The organism is Caballeronia concitans (assembly GCF_001544615.1).
Classification (GTDB): Bacteria; Pseudomonadota; Gammaproteobacteria; order Burkholderiales; family Burkholderiaceae; genus Caballeronia; species Caballeronia concitans.
Window position 1 is genome coordinate 666,636 of the sequence record NZ_FCNV02000002.1, and the last position, 16,620, is coordinate 683,255.

Below are 16,620 nucleotides of genomic sequence, written 5' to 3' on the forward strand. Positions count from 1 at the left end.
GCGTCGAAAGGGCGGACGAGGCCAGTTTTATTCAGGCGCGGCGATGGAAAGCCCGAGCACTTTCTCCGGCGCGACGGGCTGGCTCAGCAGGAAACCCTGCACGCGATCGCATGCGGCATCGCGCAGGAATTCGAGCTGCACCGTCTGCTCGACGCCTTCCGCCGTCACGCTCACGCCGAGCGCGCGCGCCATCTGAATGATTCCGCCGACGATGCTTTGCGTCGCACGATCGTCCTGCAGCCGCGCGACGAACGAGCGGTCGATCTTGAGCGTGTCGGGCGAGAAGTCCGCGAGATAACGCAGACTCGAATAGCCGGTGCCGAAATCGTCGATGGCAATGCGCACGCCCAGCGCCTTCAGCGCGGACAAGGTCCGCTGCGCGCGCGCGGGATTCTCCATCAGCGCGCTTTCGGTGAGTTCCACTTCCAGGCTCGATGCCGGAAGCTCATAGCGATGCAGCGCGTCGTTGACGACCTCGACGATCGCCTCGTCGCGCAACTGCCGCGACGACACGTTCACCGACACGCCGAGCGAGCGCGCGCCCGCATGACGCCAGAGCGCGAGCTGGCGCAGCGCTTCGTCCATCACCCACGCGCCGATTTCGTTGATGAAGCCGCTTTCCTCGAGAATCGGAATGAACACGCCGGGCGAAACCAGCCCGCGGGTCGGATGCTTCCAGCGGATCAGCGCTTCCACGCTGCGCACTTCGAGCGTGCGCGGCTCGTGGATCGCCTGATAGTGCAACAGGAACTGGCGATTCGCGAGCGCGGCGGGCAGATCGCGCTCCAGCTTGAAATCGACGATGCGTTCGGTCGAATTCGCGTCCGCGAACGAAAAGCCGTTGCGCCCGGCCTTCTTCGCCGCGTACATGGCGATGTCCGCGCTCGTGAGCAGCGTCTCGTGGTCCGCGCCGTTCTCCGGGAACACCGAGATGCCGATGGACGCGGTGACGAACGCATCCGCGCGCGAAGGCTCGCCCGATCTTGCGAGCGCGGCCAGAATGTCCTTCGCGATGCGGGCGAGGCGCGTCTTGTCGGCGGCGTCGTCGATCAGCACGGCGAATTCGTCGCCGCCTAGGCGCGCGAGCAGGGCGTCGGGCGGCAACGCGGCCTGGATCAGCTCGCTCAGCGACTTGAGCAGGCGGTCGGCGGCGGTGTGCCCGAGCGTGTCGTTGAGCACCTTGAAGCGGTCGAGGTCGATGAACATCAGCGCGAACGCGGCATTGCGCTGGCAACGCTCCTCGATCTTGAGCACCAGCGCGCCGCGATTCGCCAGCCCCGTCAGCGAGTCCGAGAACGCGAGGCGGTCGAGTTCGGCCAGACGTTCGTGTTCGACGGTCACGTCCTCGCTGATGCCGACCACGCGCACGACATTGCCGTTCGCGTCCAATATGGGGTAGCCCGTGCTCTGAATCCAGCGCACGCCGTTCACCGGATGTTCAATGCGATAGCGCGCGCGCCCGCCGTCCTTCGATTGCGTGATGCGCTGCATCGTCGCGAGAAGCTCCGGACGGTCGTCCGGCAGCACGAGTTCCACCCACGCCTGCGGACGTTCGCGCAGCACTTTCGCTTCGATGCCGAAGACCGACGCGCAGCCCGCGCTCACGTGGTGGAAATAGCTGTAATCCGCGCTGTACGAGTAGAAGCACAGGCCGACGTGCGCTTCCATTTCGGACATGAGCAGTTCTTTCGCGCGCAGGTCGGCGGCGAGTTCGGCTTCCTGTGTCACATCGAGCGATGCGCACAGGATGTCGCGCACGCCGCCGCGTCCGTCGTCGATCGGAATGAGGCGCGATTGCCACGTCTTCGGCACGCCGGCCGTCGTCGGGCACGCGCCCACGAACGAGGCGCGCGAGCCGCTCATCGCGGCATCGAATGCGGTGCGGGCGGCGCGGGCGTCGTCGCCGGACCAGAAGCCGAGCCAGTTCGCGCCCGCGAGTTGTTCCGGGCTGCTCGCCTGCATGATTTCGGCGCCGTGTTCGGAGATGCGCAGCATGCGGCCATCCGGGCCGATCAGCTTCAGGCATTCGCGGTTGGCGTCGAGCAGCGCGCGGGCGAGCGCGGCGGTCGCGTTGGCGCGCGCGAGTTCGCGGCGGGCGTGGCGCAGGCCGAGCAGCAGCGTGAGCACGCATGCGCCCGCGCCGATACAGAAAGCCGCTTCCTCCGACACCGACGACAGCGCGAACCACGCGAGCGCCCATGCGCCCGCGGCGGCGGAGAAGATCTGCGCGATGCTCGCGAGCGGCAGCGAGGCGATGCTTCGCTTGCGCGTCGCAAGGAAGAAGGCGAGGAAGCCCTGATTGCGTGCGGGAGAGCGGGGTCGCGCCGTATCGCTGGGATACGGGATGGCTCCTGGAACTCCGGGACGAGTGGTTTGAGACATGTGCGAGACGAACCCGGCTTGCGGTGGACGAGCGGCCGCCCCGGCCTGGCGTGGCCGGGAGTGGCTATAGCTGGTTTACGTCGCGGCGGGCGGATGCTTTAGGGTGCGCGTTCGCGATCCGAAAGTTCGGTGAGCCGAGCGATGCGCTTCTACCTGCGAAAAGCGGCAAAAATTGCGGCACGCGATTGCGTGATGCGGCGCTTTCACTGCGCGGCGTTCCACGTGTGCGCGGTGGTGCGCCACTGTCCGTCGCTGCCCTTGGTCATCACCTTGAGCAGCACGCCCTGGTATTGCGTCTTCTTGCCGTCCTTATCGACGGTGGCTGTCCAGTTCGCGGTCTCGTACATCACATTGCCCACGCGCCGCGCGTTGACGACGCTCGTCGTGTGATTGCCCGTGCCTGCCTTGAAATAGCCGTCGAAGAGCTTTTCGATGTCCGCGCGGCCCTTGATCGTCTTGCCGTTACCCGGCGATATCACCGCGTTCTCGTCGTAGAGCGCGGCGAGCTTTTTAGCATCGCCGGTGTTGAACGTCTGGTCCCACGCTGCGTTCACTTTTTGGACCGTGGCGTCTTCCGCAGCGTGAACCGCATACGGCGCGGCCACGATGAAAACGGCGCATGCGCTCATCCATCCGATTGTCTTCTTCATCGCTTGTCTCCATGATCGTTTCGTCGTCCTCGTCAATTCGGGCGACGGCGCACGAAGTATAGGAAGCGCGCTGCGGCGTAAGCAATTAACGCGCTGCGCGCCAAGTGAACGAAAGACGAAGGCATGAACGTTCGACCGTGTTTCGCCGATACGCTATTCCTGATACACCGCCGACAGCACGTTCTCCGCATCGGCCTGCGCGTTGTCGAGCTGCACGAGACTCGCATGACGCGCGCCGAGCGGATCGCGGTTGATGATGGCCGTGAGAATCGCCTTGTGGCGCGGCAACGAAAGCGCGTGCGTATCCGGATGACGGCTCGTCAGCTTGATCGATTCCGACAGCGCCAGCGACAACATATGCCCGATATACATGAGCATGTCGTTGTGCGTGGCCGACATGATCGCGCGATGAAAGTCGAGATCGGGCGCGAGCAACGCATCGGGCGTGTCGGCATGCGACATGCGCTCGAATGCATCGCGAATGCGCGCGAGATCGTCGTCCGTCGCATTCGATGCCGCCAGCGCCGCCGCCGCCGGCTCGATGATCCGCCGCACCACGAGCAGCGATCGAAAGAACTCGCCTTCGTTCACGCTGTTGATGGTCCAGAAGAGCACATCGGGATCGAGCATGTGCCATTCGTCGCGCGGGCGCACGACGCTGCCCAAGCGCGGCTTCGACAGCACGAGCCCCTTCGCGACCAGCACGCGCGTCGCTTCGCGCAGCACGGGCCGGCTCACGCCATATGATTCGCACAGCCTGGCTTCTGCGGGCAGGCGTTCGCCGGGCGCAAGCCGGCCGCTTACGATCTCGATGCCAAGCTCCTGCACGATGCGCGCGTGCATGCTTTTGCGGACCGGAGGATGACGATAGTCCATGCTTTCCTTAGCGCCTCGCCGCGCGGTAACCGAAGGCCCGCTGCGACAGGCAGAACACGAGCAAGAGCGCGCCGACCGCGATCTTCGTCCACCACGAACTGAGCGAGCCGTCGAACGAGATCAGCGTCTGAATGATGCCGAGCAGGAGCACGCCGAAGAGCGTGCCGATCACATAGCCGACGCCGCCCGTCAACAGCGTGCCGCCGATGACGACCGAGGCGATGGCATCGAGTTCGAGTCCCATTGCATGCAGGCCATAGCCCGACAGCATGTAGAACGTGAACAGCACGCCGCCGAGCGCCGAACAGAAGCCTGAAAGCGCATACGCGCCGATGGTCGCGCCGTGCACCGGCAGGCCCATCAGCAACGCCGAATGCGGATTGCCGCCGACCGCGTAGATGGAGCGGCCGAACGGCGTGTAATGCGCGACGAACACCGCAACGGCAAGCACGACGAGCGCGATGACCGCGCCGATGGAAAGCGATGCATCGCTTGCAAGCGGAATGCGAATCTGCGAGACGGCCGCATACCACGGATGCGTGATGCTGATGGAATCGATGCTGATGAGATAGCACAGCCCGCGCGCGAGGAACATGCCCGCGAGCGTCACGATGAACGGCTGAAGCCTGAAGCGCGCGATCAGCCATCCGATGAACGTGCCGAAGGCCGTGCCCATGACGAGCACCAGCGGAATGACCACGAGCGGATGCCAGCCCGCTTTCTCGACGAGCGCGGCGGAGACCATCGTCGTCAACGCGATCACCGATCCCACGGAAAGATCGATGCCGCCCGAGAGAATCACGAAGGTCTGCCCCACGGCGACGACGATCAGGAACGCGTTGTCGATCAGCAGATTGAGGAACACTTGCGGCGAGAGAAAGCCGGTGTACATCGTCGATCCGATCACGGATACGGCGATGAACAGCGCGATGGTCGCCGCGAGCGGCACATAGCGGCTCTGCGCGATCGAGCGTCGCGGGGCGCGGCCGCCGTGCTCGGGCGTGAGCGGCACGCTCGGCGGTTTGGGCAGGCGCGAGTTCATCGGCGCACCTCGCGGTCGGAGAGAGCAGGGCGGCGCGCGAACTTCGCAACGGTGGCGCGGAACTCGCCGGACTGCAGCATCATCACCGCGAACACGACGATGGCCTTCACCACCAGATTCACTTCAGGCGGCACGCCGAGCGAATAGATCAGATACGTGAGCGTCTGAATGATGAGCGCGCCGATCACGCTGCCCGCGAGCGTGAAGCGTCCGCCCGTGAGCGCGGTGCCGCCGAGCGTGACGGCGAGGATCGCATCGAGTTCGAGCAGGAGGCCCGCGTTGTTGCCATCCGCGCTCTTCACGTTCGAACTGATGAGAATGCCCGCGACGCCCGCGCACAAGCCGCTGAACGCGTATGCGCCGAGCGTCAGCCGCCGCGCCTGCACGCCCGCGACGCGCGCCGCTGTCGGATTGATGCCGACGGCCTGAAGAAAGAGCCCGAGCGCCGTGCGCGTGATCGCGAGATACAGCAATGCAAAGACGAGCGCGACGATCAGAATGGACACCGGCAAGCCGAGCAAATAGCCGCCGCCGAAGAAGAAGTACGGCGAATAGTAGATGGTGATGATCTGCCCGCTCGTGATGAGCTGCGCGATGCCGCGCCCGGCGACCATGAGAATCAGTGTCGCGATGATCGGCTGCATGCCCGCGCGCGCCACGAGCAGTCCGTTCCACACGCCGCACAGCAACGCGACGCAGAGCGCCGCCAGCAACACGAAGGGCAGCGGAAAACGCGTGACGTTCCCCGCCACCGATCCGCCGATGGCCCACGCGGCGACCGCGCCCGCAATGGCGACGATCGCGCCCACGGAGATGTCGATGCCGCGCGTGGCGATCACGATGGTCATGCCGAGCGACACCACCGCGAGCGGCGCCGCGCGATTCAGAATATCGATAAGGCTGCCGTACAGATGGCCATCGCGCCATTCGACATGCAGGAAGCCCGCGTTGAACGCGGCGTTCAGCGCGAGCAGGAGCGCGAGCGTGACGAGCGGCCAGCCGAGCCGGTGCTCGAGCGCGGCGCGAAGCGCGCTCGCCGGCGTTCTGCGCGGTGCGGCGTCATCCATGTTCGGCTCCGATCATTTCGCATACGGTGTCTTCGCTCGTGCCCGCGGGCAACTCGCCGACCTTGCGGCGATCGCGCAACACGACGATACGATTCGCAATCCGAACTATTTCCGATATCTCCGACGAGATGAAGAGCACGGCCATGCCCGTCGATGCGAGCCGCAGGATCTCGTCCATGATCTCCTGTTTCGCGGCGACGTCGATGCCGCGCGTAGGTTCGTCGAGAATCAGGAGGCGCGGTTCCGTGGCAAGCCATCTCGCGATGAGCGCCTTCTGCTGATTGCCTCCGGAAAGCAGGCCGATGGGCATGTCGAGCGTCGCGGCCTTGATGCCGAGCGCGCGCACGAACCGTTCGGCGAGCGCGTTCTGTTCCGCTCGCGAGAGGCATCGCCGCGCGCCGAGCCGCGCCTGTAACGCGAGCGCGATGTTCTCGCGCAACGACAGCTCCGCGACGATGCCGTCCGCCTTGCGCTCTTCGGGACAGAACGCGAGACCGTGACGGATAGCGTGCGCGGGCGTCGTGAATTTCACCGGAACGCCGTCGATGCGCAGTTCGCCTTCATCGGGCTTCTCGAGTCCGAACAAGAGCCGCGCGAGTTCCGTGCGCCCCGACCCGAGCAGGCCCGCGACGCCCACGACTTCGCCCGCGCGCACGCGCAGATCGAGCGGTTGCAATTGCCCCGTTTGACCGAGCCGTGACGCGTCGAGAAGCATGTCGTCGGTGGCGGCCGTATCGGTTTCTTCGGGCGGCGTCTGACGCGCTTGAGCGGCGGCCAGTTCGCGCCCGAGCATCGCGGCAATCAGCGCCTGCGTGTTCAGTTCGTCCGCACGCCACACGCCGACACGCCGGCTATTGCGCAACACGGTGATGCGGTCCGAGATCGCATAGACCTGGTTGAGAAAGTGCGTGACGAAGAGAATGGCGAGACCTTGCGCGCGCAAACGGCGCAGCACGTCGAAGAGCAGACGCACTTCCTCTTCGTCGAGCGAGGAAGTGGGTTCATCGAGAATCAGCACTTTCGACGAGAGCTTCAACGCGCGCGCAATCGCAACCATCTGCTGCACCGCGACGGAATAACTCGTGAGCAGGCGCGTGACATCGATATCGAGTCCGATGCGCGCAAGCAGTTCGCGCGCTTGCCGATTCGTCGCTTCCCAGTCGATGCGAAACGCATGCAGCGCACCGCGACGCGGAAACGATCCCGCGAAGATGTTCTCCGCGACGGACAGGTTAGGACAGAGATTGACTTCCTGATACACGGTGCTGATGCCGAGCTGCTGCGCTTCTTGAGGCGAGCCGGGGCGAATGGCGCGGCCATCGAGCAGGATCTCGCCGGCGTCGAGACTGACGACGCCGGTGAGCACCTTGATGAGCGTGGACTTGCCCGCGCCGTTCTGGCCCATCAACGCGTGAACCTCGCCCGGATAAAGGGTGAGGTTCACGTCGGCCAGAGCGTGCACACCGGCAAAACGCTTGTCGATGCCGCGCAGCTCGAGCACGGGCGCGGCGTCCGTCGGGCTTGGCGATGTCATCGTCGCTCAGTACTTGCGGTTGGGAAATTCCTTCGCCGCGACTTCCATCGGGAAGATGCTTTCCTGCGTGACGATGCGCTTCTGCACCGGCTTGCCCGCCTTGATGTCCTTCACGACCGACATCAGTTGCGGCCCGAGCAGCGGACTGCATTCCACCGATACGTTGAGCTTGCCGGCCATCATCGCTTCGAACGCGCCCTTCACGCCATCCACGGAAATGATGACGATGTCCTTACCCGGCTTCATGCCCGCTTCTTCGATAGCCTGGATCGCGCCGATAGCCATGTCGTCGTTGTGCGCGTAGAGCACGTTGATCTTCTTGCCGTCGGCCTTGAGGAACGCCTCCATCACTTCCTTGCCTTTCGCGCGCGTGAAGTCGCCGGTCTGCGAGCGAATGATCTTGTACTTCGGATCGGACTTGATGATTTCCTCGAAGCCCTTCTTGCGGTCGATGGCGGGTGCGGAGCCGACCGTGCCCTGCAATTCGACGATATTCACAGGGCCGGGATTGTCCTTCATCTTCTCGACGAGCCAGCGGCCCGCCTTGCGGCCTTCCTCGGTGAAGTCCGAGCCGATGAACGTGACATAGAGCGATTCGTCCTTGCTGCTGATCGCGCGATCGGTCAGCACGACGGGGATTTTCGCGTTCTTCGCTTCGATGAGCACCGTGTCCCAGCCCGTTTCGACGACAGGCGAGAACGCGATCACGTCCACGCGTTGCGCGATGTACGAGCGGATTGCCTTGATCTGGTTTTCCTGCTTTTGCTGGGCGTCCGAAAACTTGAGGTCGATGCCCGCATCCTTCGCGCTCGACTTGATGGACTCGGTATTCGCGGTGCGCCATTCGCTCTCGGCGCCGACTTGCGCGAAGCCGAGCACGATGGGCTTCTGCGCAAAACTCAACTCCGGAATCATTCCACTCAATGATGCGGCGGCCATCGCGGCCAATACGGTACGGCGTCTCATCGGTGTTCCCTCCATTCGTTCGCTGTCGATTTATAGGTCTTCGAATGCTTGTGGAATGCACGTCTGAATCGGTGATTCGGCCTGGGTCCTGCTTATCCCTTAACCGCTTAACGGCGAACTCTCTCGCTATTTGGGTTTGACGTGTGCGATGAGGCGGCGCTGAGATAGGTAGACTATATGAAGGAGTTTCGCGGGTTTTTATCCATGTAAACCCGCTTTTCAGCGGGAAACAGTCATACCATCTTGTGGGTTTTGAAGCAATGGGCTGGGTGCCGACGGCTCGGCGCGAAACGGTACTTAGATATCCATAATAAATGGGGCTAAAAAAAGACCCGCCAGACATCGGCGGGTCTTTCGAACGAAGCATCCGGCGGCGAGGCCGGACGTTCGAGCCTTAGTAAGCGCCGGCCGGGGCGCGTGTGCTCGTGGAGATGATGTACGGCGCTTCCGTGGAGAATTCCACGCGGACTTCGCCGACGGAGATCGCATCGCCCTTGGCCGATGCACCGCCGTCCACGCGCACGAACGAAACCGCATATTCGCGCCCGTTGCCCGAGCCCATCTTCAGCAGCGCGGCAGTCGCCGGGAAGTCGAGCGACACTTCACCGTGATGCGCGGCGCCCGAAATTTCGAACGCGCCGACCGTGCCCAGGAAATGCTTCGAGCGCACTTCGTCGATATCCACGCCTTCGGGCAGATTCAGATACACGTTGTAGAAGTAACCGCCCGCTGCGCCCGCCGTGGTCAACGTGACGTTATCGAGCACGATCTTCACGGACTTGTACTGGCTGCTCTTGCCCGCCGCGAGCGCTGCGGCGTTCGGTGCGCCGCGCGATGCCGCATCGAAGCTGTCGGCCGTCGCGGAGAGCAGATCCTGCAGCTGCTTCGTGGAAGCCGCTTCGCCGATCACGCGTGCGCTGATCGATTGCTTGCCGAGCACGACGTTCTTGACACCGCCAATCGAGCGGCGTCCGTTTCCGACCGTGCGGGCTGCCGTTGCCGGGAACGAAGCGACTGGCGGACGCGCGTGAATCTGCGGCACTTGCGCCTGCACGCGGATAATGCGGCCCTCGTGCGCCTGCGGCGGCATCGTGGTGGGCCGTGACGTATTCGCATAGTCGTAGCCGAGGCGCGTGCGGTTCGAGTACGTCTGCTCCTTGTTGATCGTGAGGCCCGGCGCATACGTGAACGTGCCTGCCCAGTACGGATCCGTCGGCGGCGGCATGGTGCGTCCGTCCGGCAGCGCCCATGCATGCCAGAGGCGGTCCACGTTCGCGTGATGCAGATAGAAGATCGGATCGCGCGGCGATTGCATCGTCGCCATCGTGTTGCCGATGATGTTATGCACCGGGTTATGCGGTGCGGTCTCGAACTTCTCTTCGAACGAATTCGCGGTGCCTCGCTGGAAGTTCACGACCGAATACGAGAACGGCGAAAGATCGAGTGCGTTATAGACGTTCGTGTTCAGACGCGGGCAGTACAGCGGATTGCCGCTCGCGTTGTCGGTGAACTCACTCGGCACATGCGGGTTGCTGAACCAGTCCCAATAAGGCAGCGTGAAATAGGCGTCACCGGTGATGCGCTTCATCTGCTGCTCGAGATAGTAGAGATAACCGCGATGCCATGCGAGGAAGTACGGCGTGCGGTGCGGGCAGTAGTTCGCGTGAACGTTGCTCCAGTACTGCCAGGAATTGGGATCGTTGGCGTTGGTGTTCGCCATCATCGAACGCACGGCGTTCAGGAACGACGCATATTGCGGGGTCTGTTTGTACTGCTGCCATTCCACGCGGATGACGTTGGTCGCGGCCGCCGCCATGTAGGGGAAAGCAGCCCATGAGAGGGTGGATGCAGCGCCGCCGAGAAAGGCTCGTCGGGTAATTTTGAGGCGGCTCAAGATGTTCTCCGGTACATAGTACGTCTAATTAGATGGTGCGCGATCAGGCCGGCCCAGATAGCGACCGGCGTGTCAAGCGGTCTTTTCTTTGGCTCTTGCCTGAATGGCGAGCGGAAAAACTGGGCGACTAATCTAACGTTTGCGCTTGCGTTCGGCAATCGGCGTCCGAACGCGAGCCTTGCAAGTGTTTTGCGCCGTGAGTTGTCAGAAAGGAATGTACGCCGATCAGGCGTGCTTTAATCGTGCGTTTCCGCACGTAAATATCCGACTAATGTCGTTTATACATGTGTTGTCGCACTGTGGCGACAGTCGCGCGGCGGTCTGCCATGTTCTCATGGACTCTGCAAACGTCTGACGCGCTTGCTCGGTCATTCGCTAGAAAGCGACCGTTTCATGGTCTATCATCGACGGGCTCATCGTGCCGTGGACTTGCACGCAGAACGGCGCAACACAGGAGAACGATGATGTCGATCGGCAAGGCACTTGGCAAAGCCGTACTGGACTGCATGCCAGACCGCGTGTTCTTGAGCATCGCGCACCGGCGCAAGGTTGGAAGGTTCCCGAATATCACGCATCCGAGAACATTCAACGAAAAGATTCTGCATCGCTGTCTTTATCCCGATGCGCGTTTTGTCGATTTGACCGACAAATTAACCGTGCGCGACTATGTGCGCCGCAAGGTCGGCGAACAATATCTGATACCGCTCATTGCCACGCCGCCGGCGTTCACGCGCGACGTGTTCGATGCGTTGCCCTCGAAGTTCGTGATGAAGGCGAATCACGGCAGCGGCTTTGTCGAAGTCGTGCGCGACAAGTCGAAGACATCGTTCGAGGCATTGCAGCGTCTCGCGCAGCGCTGGCTTGCGACCGACTTCTATCGCGTGGCGCGCGAACGTCACTATCGCACCATCAAGCCGCGCATTTACTTCGAACACCTGCTCCTCGAGTCGAACGAGGAGGTTCCCGCGGACATCAAGATTCACTGCTTCTTCAGCGAAGGGCAGACCAAGCCGACTATCTACATCGCGGTGATTTCGGACCGTTTCGGCGAGCATCCGCGTGGCGATACGTACGACGCAAACTGGAACCGTCTCGATCTCGCGATCGGGCATTATCTGCGTAGCATGCAAGCCGCGCCGCGCCCGGCAAACCTGGCCGCGTTGCTGGCGGTGGCGACGTCGCTTGCGGAAGGCTTCGAGTATGTTCGCGTCGATCTTTATGCGCCGGGCGACAAGATTTATTTCGGCGAGTTGACTTTCACGCCGGGCGCGGGCGTGTTTCCGATGGTCCCCGAAGATCTCGACTACGAATGGGGCCGTCTCATGAACCGGCCATTCATGCAAGGCGCACGGGCCTAGAAAGCGCCAGGGCTGCGTCGGCGCCGTGCTGCATATCCCGTTGGGTAAGCGCGCCTGCGATCGTCGCCTGCGCGGCGCGGTGGCGCGTTATAGATCACGCCGGCGACATTCGCGCCCGTGCGCTGAAGCACGTTCACTGCGTCTTCGAGCTCGTCGTCGCTTTGCGGTCCGGGCGGCGCGATCAGAATCGTCGATCCGCCGAGCGCGGCCACGGTGATCGCATCGGCGAAAGCGAGTATCGCGGGGGTATCGATAAAAATGACGTCGTAATGCGGCATGAGTTGCCGCAGCATTTCAGACAGGCGTCCGTTCGAAAGCAGCTCGGACGGGTCCGCAAGCTCACCGCCGGCTGTCATCACATGCAGGCCGCGCACGTCCACCGAGCGAAGCGCGGCCTTGATGTCCGTCCTTCCGCTGAGCACATGCGCGAGTCCCGCGCCGGGCGAAAGGCCGAACAAGGACGCCACGCGTCCGTGGCGCAGATCGGCGTCGATGAGCAACACGCGCTTGCCTGCGCGCGCATTGAGGCCCGCAAGATTGGCGGCCACGTATGTCTTTCCGACGCCGACCGTCGCCCCGGTGACGACCATCACGTTTGATCGGCGGCGTGTTGCAGCCAGCGCCGACCGTTGTCCGCGTCCAAAACGAAACTCTTCGAGCGGCATGAGCACGATGCGCGCCTCCGTTGATGACCCGGCGTGGAGCTTTGGGAACCGCGGACTGCGGCGAGTGGGTTTAAAACGAACGTGCTTGACTGACTCGCGCATTCATCGGATGAATGGATATGCCTGTCACCGAGACAGCGTAGTACAGCTCTTTTAGTATGGACAACTAGGAATAAATGAGTGCGGCTTTCCATCCGCGCGCATAACGCCTAAAACAGAAATCGGGCGGACGTCGCTCGAGACAAGACAATGCACAATCGAACACACGTGTGTTAACGACGGCCCGATCGTTCGACATCAACGGATGAGGGCAGAAATGAGCTATCGACTGGAAGGCAGCATTCTTGAAGTATGCGAGTGCAAGGTGCTATGTCCGTGCTGGATCGGCGAAGATCCGGACAACGGGACGTGCCGCAGCGCAATGGCGTATCACTATGAAAAAGGCGTGATCGATGGCGTGGACGTGTCGGGTATCACCGTCGCGTTCGCCGCGTTCATTCCGGGCAATGTGTTAAAGGGCGATTGGCGCGTTGCGATGTATGTGGATAACAACGCCACCGATGCGCAATTCGATGCGCTGCTGAGCGTGCATCGCGGAGAGCGCGGCGGCCCGCTCGCGGAACTCGTGAAGCTGATCGGCGAAGTGGTATCGGTTGAGCGCGCGCCGATCGAATACACGGTGCGCGACGGCAAAGGCAGACTCACCGTGGGCCAGACGGTCGACGCCGAACTCGAACCGTATCGCGGTCCCACTGGCGAGCCGACAACGCTTGTCGAAAGCATCTTCTCGACGATACCCGGCTCACCTGCATACGTCGGCAAAGCGAATAAGTTTCGCCTGAAGAACGATAAGCTGGGCATCGATTTCACGTTGAGCGGGCATAACGCGATTCAAGGCTCGTTCAGCTTCGCGTCCTGACGAAGCGGGCGTCGACATGCGCAACGCCGAACGTGCGCGGCTCTTCGCACCCCTCTTCGCGGCATTGGTGGCGAGCGCCTGGATCGTGTTGTGGGCGTGGGGCGCGGGGCCATACGCGCGCTACGTGCATCACGCGAGCTGGATCGACTTGCCGGGCGTGGCCGCGCTTTGCGAATCCGTTCCCGGCGGCAGCGTGATGCTCGACGCGTTGCTGCATAGCGCGGCGTGGCTGCTGATGATCGCAGCCATGATGTTGCCGACCGTGTTCCCATTGCTCGCGAACTTCAGACGCCTGACCGCCACGCGCGCGGACAGGCGCGTGCTGCTTGCATTGCTCGTCTCGGGCTATGCCGCTGCATGGGCGATGTTCGGCGCAGTCGCGCATGGCGTCGATGCCGTACTGCATCAGCTCGCTCAACGCACGCCGACGATCTCGCTGTATGCGTGGCTGTTGGGCGCGGGCGTGGTCGGGCTGGCGGGCGTCTATCAGTTCAGCCGCATCAAGTACCGGTGCCTCGACAAGTGCCGCTCGCCGCTCATGTTCGTCATGGAGCACTGGAGCGGCCGGAGCGCGCGACGCGACAGCTTTCTGATGGGCGTGAATCACGGCGCGTTTTGCGTCGGCTGCTGCTGGACGCTCATGCTGCTCATGTTTGCAGTAGGAACGGGAAGCGTCGGGTGGATGCTCGCACTCGGTGCAGTCATGGCGGCGGAAAAGAATCTGCCTTCGGGACGATACATCGGCAAGGCGCTCGGAGTTGGGCTGATCGCCTGGTCCGGATGGATTGTGTTGCCGCACATCGTCTAGGTCCGTCGCAATAGATCTGGCGCTAAAAAAGTCACTGAAGATCGCTTTAATTTTCTTTAGACAATTATGAACTTTTCATGCGAAAGTCTTTCGTAAGAATCGGTGTGCCGACACGCAAGGCGCGGCTGCCACTCTTTTGGAGAAAGAACGCATGAATCGACCCAAACGAATGCTCGTTGAAAACATTGCGTGGGCTCGCGAGATCGCCCATGCGGACCCGCAATTTTTTCCTCGCCTGGCGCAAGGCCAAAGCCCCAAGGTGCTGTGGATCGGCTGTTCGGATAGCCGCGTGCCGGCCGAATCCATCACGAACGCAAACCCCGGTGACTTATTCGTTCATCGCAATATCGCCAACCTGTTTTGTCCGTCCGACGACAACACCATGAGCGTGCTCGAGTACGCCGTGCGCGTGCTCGAAGTCGATCACGTCATTGTGTGCGGACATTACGGATGCGGCGGCGTGCGCGCCTCGCTGCTGCCGCTATCGAATGACTTGCCGCACGTGAACCGGCGCATTGCACCGCTTTGCGCGCTAGGCGAGCGGCATCGAAAAGAACTCGACACATTCACTGAACTCGATGCGCGCGCCAACCGTCTCGCGGAACTCAACGTGCTCGAGCAAGTGCGTCTCTTGCGGCAGGCGCCCGTCATAGCGGATCGCGCTGCGGCGCCGCTCGTACATGGCTGGATATTCGGCTTGCATGACGGACTCATCAAGGTACTGGCGTCCGGCTATGACCAAGGATGCGCGCGTGAAGCCTTGCCTTCAGCCAACGCCGATACGCGAGAAACGGTGGAATCCGCCGGATTCTGATTAGTTGATTTCCTTTAGCGTTTCTCCCGGATGCGACGTTTGCTCAAAGACGTTGCAGGCCCAAACTCGCTTGAAAAAACCATGAACTCCAACAATCGCTTGAGCCAATTTCCGCGCGATATTTTCGCGGGCACGGTCGTCTTTCTCGTCGCCATGCCACTCTGTCTCGGCATAGCCAACGCATCGGGCGTCGATGCCTTCGCCGGGCTCTTGTCCGGCATCATCGGTGGCCTCGTCGTCGCGTTGCTGAGTGGATCGCACCTGAGCGTCAGTGGTCCCGCAGCCGGTCTCATCGTTATCGTCGTCGATGGCATCGCCGGACTCGGCAGCTTCTCTTCGTTCCTGCTCGCGGTGCTGCTTTCCGGCGCTATTCAGTTCGGCTTCGGCATGCTCAAGGCGGGGCGCTTCGCGGCCTATGTGCCTTCGTCGGTCATCAAGGGAATGCTTGCGGCCATTGGCCTCTTGCTCGTCATCAAGCAGATACCGCTCGCGGCGGGACTCGCCAATGACGGCGCGCAAGCCGCGAGCGGCGCAGGCATGGCCGATACCCCGTTCGGCGCAATGTCCGTGGCGGCATGCGCGGTCGCACTCGTCTCGCTAGCGATGCTGGCCGGATGGGAAACGCGCGCGTTGCGGCGCTTTGCCTTCGTGCGCGTGGTGCCCGCGCCGCTTGCCGTGGTCGCGTTCGGCATTGGCGTGACGCTCTTGCTCGACATGATCGCGCCGGGGTTCGCGCCGCCGGCGCAGCACCGCGTTTCGTTGCCGTCGATGCAAACGTTTGCGGCATTCACTCACGCGCTCGCATGGCCCGATGTCTCGCAGTTCGCGAAGCCCGATGTATGGCGTCTCGCGCTGACGCTCGCCATCGTCGCGAGTCTGGAAACGCTGCTGTGTCTCGAAGCGGTCGAACAGATCGACCCGAGGAAGCGTGCCGCGCAGCCCGATCGTGAATTGAAGGCGCAAGGCATCGGCAACATGATGGCCGGGGCAATGGGCGCGCTGCCGATCACATCGGTGATCGTGCGCAGTTCCGCGAACGTGCATGCGGGCGCGCAAAGCCGCTGGTCGTCGTTCATTCACGGCGTGCTGCTGCTTGCAAGCGTGTTCGCGCTGACGAGCATCATCAATCTCATTCCGCTCGCGTGCCTCGCCGCGATCCTTATTTTCACGGGCTTGAAGCTCGCCAAGCCTTCGCTGTTCGCGGCGGTGGCGAAGCAAGGCATCGGACGTTTTGCTCCGTTCATGGTAACGATTGCCGGCGTATTGCTGACCGATCTCTTGATGGGCATTCTGCTCGGCATCGCGTGTAGTCTCGCGCTCGCGGTGCATGCGAATCTCAGGCGGCCCATCACGGTCGCGCAGCACGACGACCACTATCTGCTCTCGTTCCGAAAGGACGTTTCGTTTCTCGGCAAGGTATCGCTCAGGCATCATCTGCGTGCGATACCCGATGGCGCCACCGTCATTCTCGATGCCTCGCGCGCCGACTACATCGACCCCGACGTGCGCGAACTCATCGATGACTTCGTGGCCGATGCGCCCGCGCGACGCATGCATGTCGAATGCCGTCAGTTTCCGCGTTCGAATGCGCAGTCTGCCGGAAGCGGCTGGATGGGACTGATGCGGCAACGAGAGAACTAAATGC

The 16,620-nt window shown here is 62.6% G+C and carries 14 protein-coding genes; 5 read left to right on the plus strand and 9 right to left on the minus strand.

Annotation, left to right across the window (positions count from 1 at the left end):
• Positions 1–27 precede the first annotated feature (27 nt).
• From AWB72_RS09135 to AWB72_RS09170, 8 genes are all read right to left on the minus strand, one after another.
• Complete coding sequence (locus AWB72_RS09135; protein ID WP_040048966.1) at positions 28–2,382, minus strand: putative bifunctional diguanylate cyclase/phosphodiesterase; 2,355 nt, start codon at positions 2,380–2,382, stop codon at positions 28–30.
• Positions 2,383–2,585: 203 nt separating this feature from the next.
• On the minus strand, positions 2,586–3,032 hold the full coding sequence (locus AWB72_RS09140) for a YybH family protein (RefSeq protein ID WP_244285567.1): 447 nt from the start codon (positions 3,030–3,032) through the stop codon (positions 2,586–2,588).
• Between the two features lie 153 nt (positions 3,033–3,185).
• Positions 3,186–3,908 (minus strand): FadR/GntR family transcriptional regulator, encoded by a 723-nt coding sequence (locus tag AWB72_RS09145; protein ID WP_040048965.1) that lies wholly within the window; start codon positions 3,906–3,908, stop codon positions 3,186–3,188.
• 7 nt (positions 3,909–3,915) lie between these two features.
• The gene (gene yjfF, locus AWB72_RS09150) at positions 3,916–4,950 is read right to left on the minus strand and encodes a galactofuranose ABC transporter, permease protein YjfF (RefSeq protein ID WP_040048964.1); all 1,035 of its coding nucleotides are present in this window, start codon (positions 4,948–4,950) and stop codon (positions 3,916–3,918) included.
• A complete protein-coding gene (locus AWB72_RS09155; RefSeq protein WP_040048963.1) occupies positions 4,947–6,017 on the minus strand; it encodes an ABC transporter permease in 1,071 nt (356 codons plus the stop codon). Before AWB72_RS09155 ends, yjfF begins: the two co-directional genes overlap by 4 nt.
• Positions 6,010–7,551, minus strand: coding sequence for a sugar ABC transporter ATP-binding protein (locus tag AWB72_RS09160; protein ID WP_040048962.1), 1,542 nt, complete (start codon positions 7,549–7,551; stop codon positions 6,010–6,012). The genes AWB72_RS09155 and AWB72_RS09160 overlap by 8 nt, the downstream gene beginning before the upstream one ends.
• Before the next feature lie 6 nt (positions 7,552–7,557).
• Positions 7,558–8,517 (minus strand): ABC transporter substrate-binding protein, encoded by a 960-nt coding sequence (locus AWB72_RS09165; protein ID WP_040048961.1) that lies wholly within the window; start codon positions 8,515–8,517, stop codon positions 7,558–7,560.
• 394 nt (positions 8,518–8,911) lie between these two features.
• Positions 8,912–10,411: a tyrosinase family protein gene (locus AWB72_RS09170; RefSeq protein ID WP_143754602.1), complete on the minus strand. Its 1,500-nt coding sequence runs from the start codon at positions 10,409–10,411 to the stop codon at positions 8,912–8,914.
• A gap of 464 nt (positions 10,412–10,875) precedes the next feature.
• On the opposite strand from AWB72_RS09170, the gene AWB72_RS09175 reads away from it, so the two are divergent.
• A complete protein-coding gene (locus AWB72_RS09175) occupies positions 10,876–11,769 on the plus strand; it encodes an ATP-grasp fold amidoligase family protein (protein ID WP_084592733.1) in 894 nt (297 codons plus the stop codon).
• Here the strand turns inward: AWB72_RS09175 and AWB72_RS09180 are convergent.
• Complete coding sequence (locus AWB72_RS09180; protein ID WP_084592732.1) at positions 11,766–12,536, minus strand: CpsD/CapB family tyrosine-protein kinase; 771 nt, start codon at positions 12,534–12,536, stop codon at positions 11,766–11,768. The genes AWB72_RS09175 and AWB72_RS09180 overlap by 4 nt on opposite strands.
• A gap of 214 nt (positions 12,537–12,750) precedes the next feature.
• Between AWB72_RS09180 and AWB72_RS09185 the strand changes: the two genes are divergently transcribed.
• The 4 genes from AWB72_RS09185 (at position 12,751) to AWB72_RS09200 (ending at position 16,616) form a co-directional block, all read left to right on the plus strand.
• Positions 12,751–13,353, plus strand: a complete 603-nt coding sequence (locus AWB72_RS09185; protein ID WP_040048958.1) for a DUF1326 domain-containing protein — start codon at positions 12,751–12,753, stop codon at positions 13,351–13,353.
• 16 nt (positions 13,354–13,369) lie between these two features.
• The gene (locus tag AWB72_RS09190; protein WP_040048957.1) at positions 13,370–14,161 is read left to right on the plus strand and encodes a DUF2182 domain-containing protein; all 792 of its coding nucleotides are present in this window, start codon (positions 13,370–13,372) and stop codon (positions 14,159–14,161) included.
• Between the two features lie 151 nt (positions 14,162–14,312).
• Positions 14,313–14,975, plus strand: a complete 663-nt coding sequence (locus AWB72_RS09195) for a carbonic anhydrase (RefSeq protein WP_040048986.1) — start codon at positions 14,313–14,315, stop codon at positions 14,973–14,975.
• Between the two features lie 81 nt (positions 14,976–15,056).
• The gene (locus AWB72_RS09200; RefSeq protein WP_040048956.1) at positions 15,057–16,616 is read left to right on the plus strand and encodes a SulP family inorganic anion transporter; all 1,560 of its coding nucleotides are present in this window, start codon (positions 15,057–15,059) and stop codon (positions 16,614–16,616) included.
• Positions 16,617–16,620: the final 4 nt, after the last annotated feature.

Excerpts from the sequence above, each read along its gene's own strand:
- AWB72_RS09185 (WP_040048958.1), top strand. The coding sequence starts at position 12,751 with ATGAGCTATCGACTGGAAGGCAGCATTCTTGAAGTATGCGAGTGCAAG.
- AWB72_RS09180 (WP_084592732.1), bottom strand. The coding sequence starts at position 12,536 with ATGCGCGAGTCAGTCAAGCACGTTCGTTTTAAACCCACTCGCCGCAGT.
- AWB72_RS09195 (WP_040048986.1), top strand. The coding sequence starts at position 14,313 with ATGAATCGACCCAAACGAATGCTCGTTGAAAACATTGCGTGGGCTCGC.
- AWB72_RS09160 (WP_040048962.1), bottom strand. The coding sequence starts at position 7,551 with ATGACATCGCCAAGCCCGACGGACGCCGCGCCCGTGCTCGAGCTGCGC.
- AWB72_RS09140 (WP_244285567.1), bottom strand. The coding sequence starts at position 3,032 with ATGAAGAAGACAATCGGATGGATGAGCGCATGCGCCGTTTTCATCGTG.
- AWB72_RS09200 (WP_040048956.1), top strand. The coding sequence starts at position 15,057 with ATGAACTCCAACAATCGCTTGAGCCAATTTCCGCGCGATATTTTCGCG.
- yjfF (WP_040048964.1), bottom strand. The coding sequence starts at position 4,950 with ATGAACTCGCGCCTGCCCAAACCGCCGAGCGTGCCGCTCACGCCCGAG.
- AWB72_RS09135 (WP_040048966.1), bottom strand. The coding sequence starts at position 2,382 with ATGTCTCAAACCACTCGTCCCGGAGTTCCAGGAGCCATCCCGTATCCC.
- AWB72_RS09175 (WP_084592733.1), top strand. The coding sequence starts at position 10,876 with ATGTCGATCGGCAAGGCACTTGGCAAAGCCGTACTGGACTGCATGCCA.
- AWB72_RS09145 (WP_040048965.1), bottom strand. The coding sequence starts at position 3,908 with ATGGACTATCGTCATCCTCCGGTCCGCAAAAGCATGCACGCGCGCATC.
- AWB72_RS09190 (WP_040048957.1), top strand. The coding sequence starts at position 13,370 with ATGCGCAACGCCGAACGTGCGCGGCTCTTCGCACCCCTCTTCGCGGCA.
- AWB72_RS09165 (WP_040048961.1), bottom strand. The coding sequence starts at position 8,517 with ATGAGACGCCGTACCGTATTGGCCGCGATGGCCGCCGCATCATTGAGT.
- AWB72_RS09155 (WP_040048963.1), bottom strand. The coding sequence starts at position 6,017 with ATGGATGACGCCGCACCGCGCAGAACGCCGGCGAGCGCGCTTCGCGCC.